Origin of the sequence: Citrobacter sp. L55 (genome assembly GCF_002850715.1) — a bacterium.
GTDB lineage: Bacteria > Pseudomonadota > Gammaproteobacteria > Enterobacterales > Enterobacteriaceae > Citrobacter > Citrobacter braakii.
In genome coordinates this window covers 100,157-113,837 of sequence record NZ_KZ559411.1, presented here as the reverse complement: position 1 = coordinate 113,837, position 13,681 = coordinate 100,157, and the positions used below count along the sequence as shown (strand labels likewise).

The 13,681-nt window shown below is 51.9% G+C and carries 12 protein-coding genes; 8 read left to right on the top strand and 4 right to left on the bottom strand.

Annotated elements, in window-relative coordinates; all coding sequences use genetic code 11:
- Positions 1–90: 90 nt before the first annotated feature.
- Genes eptA through pmrB form a run of 3 tightly spaced genes read left to right on the top strand, consistent with a single transcriptional unit; the run spans position 91 to position 3,484 of the window.
- Positions 91–1,728 carry a phosphoethanolamine transferase EptA gene (gene eptA, locus B9P82_RS21220; RefSeq protein WP_101700881.1) on the top strand — a complete coding sequence of 546 codons (1,638 nt, stop codon included), beginning with the start codon at positions 91–93 and terminating at the stop codon, positions 1,726–1,728.
- 4 nt (positions 1,729–1,732) lie between these two features.
- On the top strand, positions 1,733–2,401 hold the full coding sequence (gene pmrA / locus B9P82_RS21215) for a two-component system response regulator PmrA (RefSeq protein WP_047499584.1): 669 nt from the start codon (positions 1,733–1,735) through the stop codon (positions 2,399–2,401).
- Positions 2,402–3,484: a two-component system sensor histidine kinase PmrB gene (gene pmrB / locus B9P82_RS21210; protein ID WP_016155407.1), complete on the top strand. Its 1,083-nt coding sequence runs from the start codon at positions 2,402–2,404 to the stop codon at positions 3,482–3,484.
- Here pmrB and pmrR read toward each other — a convergent pair.
- Positions 3,478–3,567: an LpxT activity modulator PmrR gene (gene pmrR / locus B9P82_RS21205; RefSeq protein WP_016155406.1), complete on the bottom strand. Its 90-nt coding sequence runs from the start codon at positions 3,565–3,567 to the stop codon at positions 3,478–3,480. The genes pmrB and pmrR overlap by 7 nt on opposite strands.
- An 82-nt stretch (positions 3,568–3,649) precedes the next feature.
- On the bottom strand, positions 3,650–5,152 hold the full coding sequence (gene proP / locus B9P82_RS21200) for a glycine betaine/L-proline transporter ProP (protein WP_016155405.1): 1,503 nt from the start codon (positions 5,150–5,152) through the stop codon (positions 3,650–3,652).
- Positions 5,153–5,851: 699 nt separating this feature from the next.
- Between proP and kdgT the strand changes: the two genes are divergently transcribed.
- A complete protein-coding gene (gene kdgT, locus B9P82_RS21195) occupies positions 5,852–6,850 on the top strand; it encodes a 2-keto-3-deoxygluconate transporter (RefSeq protein WP_016155482.1) in 999 nt (332 codons plus the stop codon).
- A 30-nt stretch (positions 6,851–6,880) separates the two neighbouring features.
- On the opposite strand, the gene B9P82_RS21190 is transcribed toward kdgT, so the two are convergent.
- Positions 6,881–7,774 (bottom strand): diguanylate cyclase regulator RdcB family protein, encoded by an 894-nt coding sequence (locus tag B9P82_RS21190; RefSeq protein WP_101700880.1) that lies wholly within the window; start codon positions 7,772–7,774, stop codon positions 6,881–6,883.
- Positions 7,771–10,128, bottom strand: coding sequence for a clamp-binding protein CrfC (gene crfC / locus B9P82_RS21185; protein WP_094761908.1), 2,358 nt, complete (start codon positions 10,126–10,128; stop codon positions 7,771–7,773). Before crfC ends, B9P82_RS21190 begins: the two co-directional genes overlap by 4 nt.
- Positions 10,129–10,667: 539 nt before the next feature.
- On the opposite strand from crfC, the gene B9P82_RS21175 reads away from it, so the two are divergent.
- The 4 genes from B9P82_RS21175 (at position 10,668) to phnD (ending at position 13,607) form a co-directional block, all read left to right on the top strand.
- Entirely contained in the window at positions 10,668–11,003 is a 336-nt protein-coding gene (locus B9P82_RS21175) for a zinc ribbon domain-containing protein YjdM (protein WP_003031835.1), read from the top strand.
- A gap of 139 nt (positions 11,004–11,142) precedes the next feature.
- Entirely contained in the window at positions 11,143–11,589 is a 447-nt protein-coding gene (yjdN, locus tag B9P82_RS21170) for a VOC family metalloprotein YjdN (protein WP_016155401.1), read from the top strand.
- Positions 11,590–11,721: 132 nt separating this feature from the next.
- On the top strand, positions 11,722–12,510 hold the full coding sequence (gene phnC / locus B9P82_RS21165) for a phosphonate ABC transporter ATP-binding protein (protein ID WP_016155400.1): 789 nt from the start codon (positions 11,722–11,724) through the stop codon (positions 12,508–12,510).
- Positions 12,511–12,590: 80 nt separating this feature from the next.
- On the top strand, positions 12,591–13,607 hold the full coding sequence (phnD, locus tag B9P82_RS21160) for a phosphonate ABC transporter substrate-binding protein (RefSeq protein ID WP_016155399.1): 1,017 nt from the start codon (positions 12,591–12,593) through the stop codon (positions 13,605–13,607).
- Positions 13,608–13,681 lie beyond the last annotated feature (74 nt).

Sequence of the window (13,681 nt, the reverse complement as noted above, 5' to 3'; positions counted from 1 at the left end):
CGCGATTCCTGAAATCAACATTAAGAACTTAAGGTTGGCTTAATTTTACTTTGAGAGGATTTGTAGCACTTAGTCGATGGAACCCCCTTAATGTTAAAGCACCTGTTTAAAAGACCCACTCTCGGGCTAATCAGCTGGCTTCTCCTGATCTCATTTTATCTTGCGACTTTCCTGAACATTGCGTTCTATAAACAAGTGCTGCAAGAACTGCCCCTGGATTCCGTGCGTAACGTGCTGGTGTTTTTGTCGATGCCGGTCGTCGCTTTCAGCGTCATGAACATTGTGCTGACGCTGGCCTCATTCCTGTGGCTTAATCGCCTGGTGGCCTGCGTTTTCATTCTGGTTGGCGCATCGGCCCAATATTTCATCATGACCTACGGCATCATCATTGACCGCTCGATGATCGCCAATATGATGGACACCACACCCGCCGAAACCTTTGCTTTGCTGACGCCGCAAATGCTCATCACGCTCGGAGTAAGCGGCATTCTCGCCGCGCTCATTGCCTGCTGGGTAAGAATCAAACCGATCGCCCCGGCCATGCGCAGCGTACTGTTCCGTGGCGCGAATATTCTGATCTCCGCGCTGCTGATCGTGCTGGTCGCCGCGTTCTTCTACAAAGATTACGCCTCACTGTTTCGCAACAATAAAGAACTGGTGAAATCCCTCAGCCCATCCAACAGCATTGTGGCGACCTCTTCCTGGTATTCACACCAAAGACTGGCCCACCTGCCGCTGGTGCGCATTGGCGAAGACGCCCATCGCAATCCGTTGATGATGAAAGAAAAGCGTAAGAACCTGACGATTGTGGTGCTCGGCGAGACCTCACGCGGCGATAACTTCTCGCTGTCAGGCTATTCGCGCCAGACCAACCCGTTGCTGGAAAAAGATGATGTGGTCTATTTCCCCCGCACCACATCCTGCGGAACGGCAACGGCAGTATCTGTCCCCTGCATGTTCTCGGGAATGCCACGCGCGCACTACGCTGAAGAACTGGCGCAGCATCAGGAAGGCGTGCTCGACATTATTCAGCGGACGGGAATTAACGTTCTGTGGAACGATAACGACGGCGGCTGCAAAGGGGCATGCGACCGGGTACCGCACCAGAATATGACTAAGCTGAACCTGCCAGGGCAGTGTATTGACGGGGAATGCTACGATGACGTGCTGTTCCACGGGCTGGAAGAGTACATTAATAACCTGCAAGGCGACGGCGTGATTGTGCTGCACACCATCGGCAGCCACGGTCCGACCTATTACAACCGCTATCCTGCGCAGTTCAAGAAATTTACGCCAACCTGTGACACCAACGAAATCCAGACTTGTTCACAGCAACAGTTGGTCAATACCTATGACAACACCATTCTTTACGTCGACTATATTGTTGATAAAGCAATCAATATACTGAAAGAGCATCAGGACAATTTCACCACCAGCCTGGTCTACCTTTCCGATCACGGTGAATCCTTAGGGGAAAATGGCATCTATTTACACGGCCTGCCGTATTCGATTGCGCCAGAAACGCAAAAACATGTGCCGATGCTGCTGTGGCTCTCAGAGGATTATCAGCAACGCTATCAAGTCTCTCAGACATGTTTGCAAAAACGGGCAGGCTCAGAGGACTTCTCACAGGATAATTTCTTCTCAACCCTGCTGGGATTAACAGGCGTGCAAACACAGAAATATCAGGCGGCAGATGATATTCTGCAACCCTGCCGGGGAGGCTAAACGAATGAAAATTCTGATTGTTGAAGACGATACGTTGTTATTACAGGGACTGATACTCGCCGCGCAAACAGAAGGCTATGCCTGCGACGGCGTATCAACGGCCCGTGCCGCGGAGCAGTGTCTGGAGACCGGGCATTACAGTCTGGTGGTTCTGGACCTGGGCTTACCGGATGAAGACGGCCTGCACTTCCTGAACCGCATCAGACAGAAAAAATACACCGTGCCGGTGCTTATCCTCACCGCCCGCGATACGGTGAAAGACCGGGTCAGCGGGCTGGACGTTGGCGCCGATGACTATCTGGTCAAACCGTTCGCACTGGAAGAACTGCATGCCCGCATCCGGGCGCTGCTGCGTCGTCATAACAATCAGGGTGAAAGTGAACTCATTGTCAGTAACCTGACGCTGAATATCGGTCGTCGCCAGGTGTGGATGGATGGACAAGAAGTTATCTTAACGCCGAAAGAATACGCACTCCTGTCGCGCCTGATGCTTAAGGCGGGCAGCCCGGTACACCGGGAGATCCTGTATAACGACATCTACAGCTGGGATAACGAACCGTCGACCAATACGCTGGAAGTGCACATTCACAACCTGCGGGACAAAGTGGGTAAAGCACGTATCCGCACAGTCAGGGGATTTGGCTATATGCTGGTTGCCACTGAGGAAAGCTAAGTGAAGCTACTGCAATATCTAAAAAAACCGCTCCCGCTGCGTCATCGCCTGATGCTTACCATCGGTCTTATTCTGCTGGTCTTCCAGTTGATTAGCACCTTCTGGTTGTGGCACGAAAGCACCGAACAAATACAGCTATTCGAACAGGCGTTACGCGAAAATCGTAACAACGATCGCCACATCCTGCATGAAATCCGCGAGGCCATCGCCAGCCTGATCGTCCCCGGTATCTTTATGGTCAGCCTGACGCTGCTGATTTGCTACCAGGCAGTGCGGCGTATTACTCGCCCGCTGGCGGATCTGCAAAAAGAGTTAGAAACGCGGGCAGCCGATAACCTTGCTCCGATTGAAGTTCACAGTTCAACCGTTGAGATCCAGGCGGTCGTCTCAGCGCTCAACGAGCTGGTGACGCGGCTGACGAGCACCATTGAAAACGAACGCTTATTTACCGCCGATGTCGCCCACGAACTGCGCACCCCACTGTCAGGCGTTCGCCTGCATCTGGAATTACTGTCCAAAACCCATAAGGTCGACGTTTCACCGTTAATCGCCCGCCTTGACCAAATGATGGACAGCGTGTCGCAACTGCTGCAACTCGCCCGCGTTGGACAGTCGTTCTCGGCCGGGAGCTACCAGCACGTCAAACTGCTGGAGGACGTGATTTTGCCCTCCTACGATGAACTCAGCACCATGCTGGACCAGCGTCAGCAGACGCTGCTCCTACCGCAAAGCACGGCGGACGTTGTCGTACGTGGCGATGCGACGCTATTACGAATGCTGCTGCGAAATCTGGTGGAGAACGCGCATCGTTACAGCCCGGAAGGCACCCATATTACGATTAGCCTGAATACAGAGCATGATGCCGTTATCGCCGTCGAAGATGAAGGCCCTGGCATTGATGAGAGTAAATGCGGGGAGCTGAGTAAAGCGTTTGTGCGTATGGACAGCCGTTTTGGCGGGATTGGGCTGGGGCTGAGCATTGTCAGTCGTATCACCCAGTTACATCACGGGCATTTCTATTTGCAAAATCGTCAGGGAACCACCGGCACTCGCGCTTGGGTGGAATTAGCGAAAGGTCAGTAAGAACTCACCCAAACGTACAAAAAGCTGCTGACGATCAGCACGCTGCACACGGTGGTCAAACTTTCATAAATGCGGTTTTTCATGACACTCTCCTCCGATACTCTGGAGGAGAGTTTGCCTGACGCAGATTAAGCCAACCTTAAGTGGATATGATAAATCACATGATTACTCATCAATCCGCGGATGCTGCTGCACCAGGCGCGTACGCTTAAGCTGCAGCTCAGCAATTTCCTGATCGATATCTTCGATTTTATGCTCAATATTATCGTAGTGCTCGCCGAGGAGCTCTTTCGCTTCATGAATATCCGAAGCGGCAGGCGTAGCCCCCTTCAGCGGCTGATTAGCCGTCTCTTTCATGGTCACGCCGGTAATTAAACCTATCACCGCAATCACCATCAGATAATAAGCAGGCATCATCAGATTCTGCGAGCTTTCCACCAGCCATGCGGCCAACGTCGGTGTCAGACCGGCGACCAATACCGAGATATTAAACGCTGCGGCCAAGGCACTGTAGCGAATATGCGTCGGGAACATCGCTGGTAACGTTGACGCCATCACCCCGGTAAAGCAGTTGAGGATCACCGCCAGCATCAGCAACCCGGCGAAAATCAGGCCGATGACGTTACTGTTAATCAGAATAAATGCCGGAATAGCCAGCACAAACAGCGCAATACTACCCATAATCACAAACGGACGGCGCCCGAAGCGGTCGCTGAGCAGACCCATCACCGGCTGCACAAACAGCATACCAATCATGATGGCGATAATAATCAGCACGCCGTGGTCTTCAGAGTAATGCAGGTTATGCGACAGGTAGCTCGGCATATAGGTGAGCAGCATGTAGTAGGTGACGTTGGTGGCAATCACCAGACCAATACATGCCAGCAGGCTGCGCCAGTGCCTGGTCGCAATCTCTTTAAACGACACCTTCGGACCGTCCTGCAGTCCCTGACGATCGCCTTGCTCCAGTTTATCCACGTGCTGCTGGAACGCCGGAGTCTCTTCCAGTGCATGACGCAGGTACAGGCCAATAAGCCCTAACGGTAGCGCCAGGAAGAACGGAATACGCCAGCCCCACTCAAGGAAGTTTTCTTCGCCGACGATAGTTGAGATCAGGACTACCACGCCCGCACCCAGCACAAACCCGGCAATCGAGCCGAAGTCCAGCCAACTGCCCATAAATCCGCGCTTACGGTCTGGCGAGTACTCTGCGACAAAAATCGACGCCCCGGTATACTCTCCGCCGACTGAGAACCCCTGCGCCATTTTACACAGCAACAGCAGAATCGGCGCCCAGATACCAATCGAGGCATACGAGGGAATGAGACCGATACAGAAGGTACTTATCGACATAATCACAATGGTGATAGCGAGGATCTTCTGACGACCGTATTTATCGCCAAGCATACCGAAGAACAATCCGCCAAGCGGTCGAATCAGAAAGGGAACAGAGAAGGTGGCAAGTGCAGCAACCATCTGTACGCTGGGGTCAGCCCCCGGGAAGAACACTTTACCTAATGCGTAAGCAACAAACCCATAAACACCAAAATCAAACCACTCCATCGCATTACCTAACGACGCTGCGGTAATGGCTTTTCGCAGTTTACCGTCATCAATGATGGTAACGTCGCGCAGCGTAATTGGTTTTATTTTTTTCCTTTTTAGCATACTCGTCCTCATAGACTTAGCCCTGTCACGCTACAGATCGAGTCCCTCAACGCCCCTGCGTCAAGGTCATCACCGAGCGGGGAATGCACAGACGCATTCCCTGTAACAAGCGTAGCAGGTTTACTTACACTGACGAGAAACGAGCAGTACAACCGAACCTGTTGACGCCTGATTGGGCGGTTAATGACCTCTTTACCCTAACAGTGTTTAAATTTGTGATCAACTTCACATATAGATTTCCATTTCGTCAACATGCGTAAATCAGGTCATTCTTAGTCAACTTTTTTACATGTAATGCTTGCGATTTTCTGGCAATTAAATACAAGAATAAATCGCTTTGTTGCACCAACAATCACAACAGTCACTATTATTCTGCTAGGCAAAAACCCACCTAATCTCTTCACAAAAAGATCACAGCTTTTTTAATTATCAGAGCACTCAGGAACTTTTGCTCGGAATATGTGATGAAGATAACTAAAACATCGTTTTATTTTGATTGAATCAATGTTCCCATGAATGCAAACTAATTCCAGACGCAATATCCCTGGGAGCAGCAACACGCTCAACGTATGCCGCGTTAGATTTTATAAAACAAAGAGATAGCTGTTTTCTTTGTTAAGAAACAACAGTAAACACTTGAATTTATTAATTTTTATTTCCTTGCGCGTGTATTACCTGCGACAAGAGATGAGGACGCTTATGAAAATTAAAGCCACGATTGAACGCATCCCTGGCGGAATGATGTTGATTCCTCTGTTATTAGGCGCAGTGTTAAATACGTTAGCTCCGGATACCGGCGCGTATTTCGGTTCGTTTACCAAAGGAATGATCAGCGGAACGGTGCCGATTCTGGCAGTGTGGTTTTTTTGTATCGGTGCATCTATTGATTTACGGGCAACCGGCACAGTATTACGCAAATCCGGCACACTGGTATTAACTAAAATAGCCGTGGCATGGGTAGTGGCAATGATTGCTGCTTCATTTATTCCTGATACCGGTATTCAAACCGGGTTCTTTGCCGGTCTTTCGGTACTGGCAATTGTTTCAGCGATGGACATGACCAACGGCGGTTTGTACGCCAGCCTGATGAACCAGTACGGAACCAAAGAAGAGTCTGGCGCATTTGTGTTGATGTCTCTGGAATCCGGTCCGCTAATGACCATGGTGATCCTTGGCTCCGCGGGTCTGGCTTCCTTCGAACCACACCATTTTGTCGGCGCGGTATTACCGTTCCTGATTGGTTTTGCGTTGGGTAACCTGGATCACGATCTGCGTTCCTTCTTCAGCAAAGCCACGCCGGTGCTGATCCCGTTCTTCGGCTTCGCGCTGGGCAACACGATTAACCTGAGCGTCATCGTTGATACGGGTCTGCTGGGCATCCTGCTGGGCGTCGCGGTTATCGTCATCACCGGTATTCCGCTGATTATTGCTGACCGCGTTATTGGTGGCGGGAACGGTACGGCAGGCGTAGCAGCCTCTTCTGCGGCAGGCGCTGCAGTGGCAAACCCGGTGATTATCGCCCAGATTAACCCGGCATTTGAACCGGTTGCCGCATCCGCTACGGCGCTGGTTGCCGCCAGCGTGATAGTCACCGCGATTCTGGTGCCGATTATCACCGCGCTGTATGCCAAACGCTTTAATAAAAACCCGGTAGTCAATGAGACGGCGGCTACCCCGGCAGACTCCCTGCACCACTAAACCTGCCTTTATCCCACTCACCGTTCCTGCTCAATTGATGAGCTGGGACGGTGCAAAAATCTCCTCAACCATCGCATCAACCAGCCGCTTCGCCGAACACAATCTCGGCATGCCCAACGCCACATTTTGCCAACGCTGCGTCACCGACCAGCTCACCGGATGACGCTGCGCATCGCACCAGTCTCCGAGCCAGCTCAACATATCGTTGTGCTCACCCGAGCCGCCAACAACCGGCGTGCTGAGCCAATGATGATAGTAATGACGCGTGGCGGGGGCTGCATTCACGCTGTCTGCCAGCGCCTGAGCAGCCATCGTTCGCAGGTTGTCTTTTAGCATTGATACCACATCGACATTTGCTAACCGGCAGGCGTCACCAAAGGCTCCCCAACGCAGCTCCTCTAACGCCACAAAACAGCGTCCAGGTAACGACCAGCCGTCATACGCGCCAGCCCGCCAGCGGGTAAAAATTTGCTCGCTATGTTCGCCCGCTTGCACCGTCAGGCCGCGTTGCGTCACCGCCTTCTCTTTATAAGCGCCGCGCTGGGTAAACCAGTCAGCGAGTGAATTTATCTGCTGCTGAAGACCAGGCGTGGAGAGTCCACGCGGGTGTTCGGTTTGTTGTAAAAACATCAACCCTTCGGCGATCCGTACCAGCGCCAGATGGCCCGGATCGATCATGCCCGCCAGTTTTTCCACCAGTTTTAGACGCATCACCAGATGCTCGCTGGACACGCCTGCCAACACCCATGCTCGCAGTTGCGTCTGGGATAGCACCTCCTGCGTCAGACGCGCACGCAGCCGCTGCTGCTGTTGCAGAAAACCGCCGGAACGTTTGGTTTCATCTCCCTGAACCAGATCGACCATAAACTTCGGGTAGACACACTCCAGCGTCCGCCCGGGGCCTTCCAGTAACACGTTAGTCATGTGTGCTCGGTTGCAAAAAGGGTATTGATATCGTCGCGCAGCAAGCGGGAATCTTCATAAAGCCATGCCGCAGTCGTAATGCGATGCTGCAGTTGTTCGTTCAAGGCATTCACCGCAGATTCATTTTGCTGGCGCAGGGTCAAACTCTCACGCAGGCTCGCCTGTAATTGCGTCAAACACAGTGAAAAATCAGCAAAAAACGTGGCCATGCCTGCCGTAACGGAAATATCGACCTGCGCAGCTAAAGCTTTACGAATTTGTTGGCAAAACTGGGTGACATAGTGCACAAGGTTCTTATGCAGTGCACCCATATCAATGAGATAACGCGTTTTTGTTTCGACGTACTCATTCCATCCCCAGTTGGGCTGATTCAACCAGCGAGAGAAGGTATCACGCACCACACCGCCAGTTGACGGCGCATTTTCCGCCGGAATATCCTGCTCAATGGCCTCGTTGAACAACTGGCGGGTGTTGAAATTAAACATCGCCGCATGAAACGCCGGAAAACGGATCCGCGCACGAAAACCAGCGTGGTTCAGCTCCTCTTTCACCCGCTGCTCAATGGGGCGCATGGCGTCATTTAGCGCCCGGGACAGCGTCGACTCAAGCTGTTCAAAGCGCAGAGCTAAATCCCGGCTAATGCTTTCCTGCGCTGCCAGCAAGACAACTTCACAGGACGAGCGCATTTTATCCAGCACGATTTTCGCCTGCCCTTCATCGTGCAACACCAGCATTTCTCCGGCCATTTCTGCCGAGGAAACGCCAGCCCCCTGGCCATGTTGTGACATCATCAGGACGTTTTCTTTGATAAAGAACGTGTTGATGCCGCACAGAATCTCAGTCTGTTGCTCATTGAGATAGGCCGCGGCAGCCTCCAGCGCCAGCTCGACCTCATGACTGACTTCATCACTCACCCGCCCCTGACTCACTTCTAACTGCTGCATATCCTCTTCAATATGCGTGATGTTCAGCCGCAGTTTTTCATAGGCAACCGTTAACCCATGAGCGCGAAACTCCAGATATTCGTGCGCGCTTTGCGCATAGTTCAATAACTTATGCGACGCTGAGCGTAGCGCATACAGCGAAGCATTGGCGTAAGCGGCATGAATCACTTTCTGGATCGGCTGCTCAAACAGCGAATCCTCCCACAACAGATCGGCTGCATGGCGGATGTGCTCCGTATCCTCAAGATCGTTGGTGCACCAGCGTCGGCCAAGCGCCGCTTCGGCAAAATCCTGTACCCAACGTTGCACCTGGTGATCCGGCAGCCGCCCACGAGTCATCAGCTCATGACGCGCCCTGTTCGCCAGATACCCCCACATCGAAGAAACCGGATAGATTCGCTCCGGGGCAATCCCGCCTTGCATCAGCGTGCCGGAAATTAATGCCCGCACCTGCTCTTCATCGTCACTGTTGCGGTCTTTCTGATCGAATTTGTTCACCAGCGCATACAGCGGCACTGACTTGCCGACCGCCATGATCGCGTGGCGCACTTCTTCATCGGAAATCGATTTCAGTTGGGTGTAATCCATCACCACCAGTACCGCAGAAGCCCGCGCCAGCTGTTCATTCAGCATCTTTTGTAGATGCGGTTGCCCGGCCTCATTCGGCCCCGGCGTATCCAGCAGGGTTAATTGCCCAGGATAGCTCGCCTGACCGGCCAAATGGACAAATTCGACCTCGATAACCGGAATATGCTCAATCGCGGCATAGGCGGCAAAAGGAAAATCCACCTCCAGTGCTTTTGACAAACGCACCAGGTCATTCAGACTTTTAAGGCAATGGAAAATAGGCTGTGCGCCAAGGTAATACCGCTCAAATGCCACGCCGTTTTCAATATGCTGCAGCAGGACATTCATATCCTTATCAATTTCCAGGGTCTGCGTAAGACGCTGGCGATCGCACTCGCGCACGCGCTGCTGTAAAACCTTCATTAAGGCATCGATAGGCGTGACATGTGAAAAATGCAACACCGGCTCTTTCTGCCCCGGCGTATGGCGAATTAACGTTGGTAGCGCCGTCATGGGACGATTACGATTAGGTAAAACTTCGGTCCCTACAATCGCGTTAATCGTCGTCGATTTTCCCGCTTTCATGGTACCGACAATCGCCAGCACCATTTCCAGACGCGTAATCTTACGCAGTTCATTATTGAGCGTTGCCTGCTGGACATCCATGCCACGCGCGCTGAAATGCAGAGGCTGAACCACCTGTCTGCTATGCTCTCCTTGTTTTAGCGCGACATCATCCAACGACGTCATAGGCAATTTTTGCAATTGCCTGAGATGTTCAAGCGAGAGCATCAGCAAGCGTTCCGCTTCCTGACTTAATTCATATATTGTCTGTGTGTGCATGGAAAATTCTTCCTTAACGCAAATGGTATTACTTTTATTTAGCCCAATCGTTTTATTTATAGATTTTTTGGCTTTTATAATTACGTGTAGAAATAATTAAAATCAAAACAACCAACTGATATTATTAAAATAAATTTGGCGTATAACCGCTGGCCGGATGCCTCTCACTTATGTAATAAGTAAGAAAGATAAACAGCGTAGTTCAGTTTTAAAAAATACCCGCGTAATCCCCCTACTAAAATTAAGGGGGTCAATGATATTCAATCACAATGGCTTAGGCATCCGTAAGCAACGTTACCTATGAATATCAGATATTTCGCCTCACCTTATCTTAAATACCTAAGCGTAGCAATTTCCCTTAAAAAATATTCCGCCATACTTTCATTGAGGTAAAAGCAAAGGGTCTTTACAGCAGATCATTTTGCATAATCGCGCAGTAGTCCCGACAAAAGCAGGGATTTTATGTATAATTGCGGCCTTTTTCGGCAATCTGCCATTTTTGGGCGCATTTGCCCCTGCTGACTTTTGAGGAAATCCACATGTCATTACCACACTGCCCACAATGCAACTCCGAATACACTTACGAAGATAACGGCATGTTCATCTGCCCGGAATGCGCTCACGAATGGAACGATGCTGAACCGGCTCAGGACAGCGACGAACTGATCGTTAAAGATGCCAACGGCAACCTGCTGGCTGACGGCGACAGCGTTACCGTAGTGAAAGACCTGAAGGTAAAAGGTAGCTCTTCCATGTTGAAGATCGGGACCAAAGTGAAGAACATCCGTCTGGTTGAAGGCGACCACAACATCGATTGCAAAATCGATGGCTTTGGCCCAATGAAGCTGAAATCTGAGTTTGTGAAAAAGAACTGATGCAAATTGCCTGATGGCGCTACGTCAATCAGGCCGATGCCAGCTCATCTGCCAGGCGGGAAGCTCATACTTCCCGCCTGGCTTATTTTTGCAGACGATAACTACACTTAACTGGTTTCTTTTACCTGAGGTAAAGATTATGCCGTTAAGTCCCTATATCTCCTTCGCAGGCAACTGCGCTGATGCTATCGCCTACTACCAAAAAACATTAGGCGCTGAGCTACTCTACAAAATCAACTTCGGTGAAATGCCCAAACCGGCGCAGAACAGCGAAGAGGGTTGCCCTTCAGGCATGAAATTCCCCGATACCGCCATTGCCCACGCCAACCTGCGCGTTGCGGGCAGCGACATCATGATGAGCGATAGCGCCCCCGACGGAAATGCCCACTACTCTGGCTTTACGCTGGTACTCGACACGCAAAACGTCGACGAAGGCAAACGCTGGTTTGATAACCTGGCAGCAAACGGAAAAATCGAAATGGACTGGCAGGAAACCTTCTGGGCTCATGGTTTCGGTAAAGTGAGCGATCGGTATGGCGTACCGTGGATGATCAACGTCGTCAAACAGCAGCAACCTACAGAGTAATCCAACGGGAGGCCAGCCCTCCCGTACTGTCATCAAAAATCGCTCAACTCTTCATCACCAAGTAACCATCCCTTAACGAAAACGTCACATTGATCCGCCACGATGGGGCCACTTTTTAAGGGAGGCCGCATCATGCAAACGATTATTCGCGTCGAAAAACTCTCCAAGTCCTTCAATCAACATCAGGCGCTCAATGCGGTTGATCTGAACATCTGTTCCGGTGAGATGGTGGCTCTGCTTGGGCCATCTGGCTCCGGCAAATCCACCCTTTTACGTCATTTAAGCGGTTTGATCGTCGGTGATAAATCCCCGGGTAGCCACGTCGAACTGCTGGGTCGCACCGTTCAACATGAAGGCCGCCTGGCGCGCGATATCCGCAAAAGCCGCGCCCACACCGGCTACATCTTCCAGCAGTTCAATCTGGTTAACCGCCTGACGGTACTGGAAAACGTCCTTATTGGCGCACTCGGCAGCACGCCGTTTTGGCGCACCTGTTTTAGCTGGTTTAGCCAGGAACAGAAACAGCGTGCATTACAGGCGCTGACCCGCGTTGGCATGGCGCACTTTGCATACCAGCGCGTTTCCACGCTTTCGGGCGGGCAACAGCAGCGCGTGGCGATTGCCCGCGCGCTGATGCAGCAAGCCAAAGTGATCCTTGCCGACGAGCCGATAGCCTCGCTGGACCCGGAATCCGCACGCATCGTGATGGACACCCTACGCGACATTAACCAGACCGACGGCATCACCGTGGTCGTCACGCTGCATCAGGTGGATTACGCCCTGCGCTACTGCGAACGCATTGTCGCGCTTCGTCAGGGCAACGTCTTCTTTGATGGCAGCAGCCAGCATTTTGATAACGATCGTTTTGACCATCTCTACCGCAGCATGAACCGCGTCGAACAGAACGCGCAGGCTGCATAGTTCTAAAAAACCAGGCGTTATTGGCGCAGCCAGGCTGGCAAGTGAAATAGCCTGGAACAAAGACTAATTAAGGAAACAACATGAGCTATAAGACCGTTGCCGCGCTGGCCTTTACCAGCATGTTCAGCATCAGCACCTTGTTCAGCCCGGCGCAGGCCGAAGAGCAAGAAAAAGCGCTGAACTTTGGCATTATTTCGACCGAATCACAGCAAAACCTGAAGCCACAGTGGGAACCATTCCTGAAGGACATGGAAAAATCGTTGGGCGTGAAAGTGAACGCCTTCTTCGCTCCGGACTACGCCGGGATCATTCAGGGAATGCGTTTTAACAAAGTTGATATCGCCTGGTACGGCAACCTCTCGGCAATGGAAGCAGTGGATCGCGCTAACGGACAAGTGTTTGCCCAAACCGTCGCTGCCGACGGCTCCCCGGGATACTGGAGCGTGTTGATCGTTAACAAAGACAGTCCGATCAACAACCTGAACGATCTGATCGCCAAACGTAAGGATCTGACATTCGGCAACGGCGATCCCAACTCAACGTCAGGCTTCCTCGTCCCCGGTTACTACGTCTTCGCCAAAAACAACATCTCCGCCAGCGACTTCAAACGCACCGTTAACGCCGGACACGAAACCAACGCGCTGGCCGTCGCCAACAAACAGGTCGATGTCGCCACCAACAACACCGAAAACCTCGACAAGCTGAAAACCTCCGCGCCGGAAAAACTGAAAGAGCTGAAGGTTATCTGGAAGTCACCGCTGATCCCGGGCGATCCGATCGTCTGGCGCAAAAACCTCTCCGAAACCACCAAGGACAAGGTGTACGACTTCTTTATGAATTACGGCAAAACGCCGGAACAGAAAACCGTACTGGAACGCCTGGGATGGGCACCGTTCCGTGCCTCCAGCGACCTGCAACTGGTACCGATTCGCCAACTGGCGCTGTTTAAAGAGATGCAGGGCGTGAAGGGCAACAAAGGGTTGAACGAGGAAGAGAAAACCAGCAAAACCTCGGCGCTGAAAGCGCAGCTCGACGACCTTGACCGTTTGACCGCCGCCCTGGGCGCCATGACGAGCGTGACTAAAGCGGTGCAGTAAACCTGATGCCCGGTGGCGTTTCGCTTACCGGGCAGACGATGTTCTGTAGGCCGGATAAGGCGCAAGAGCTGCCA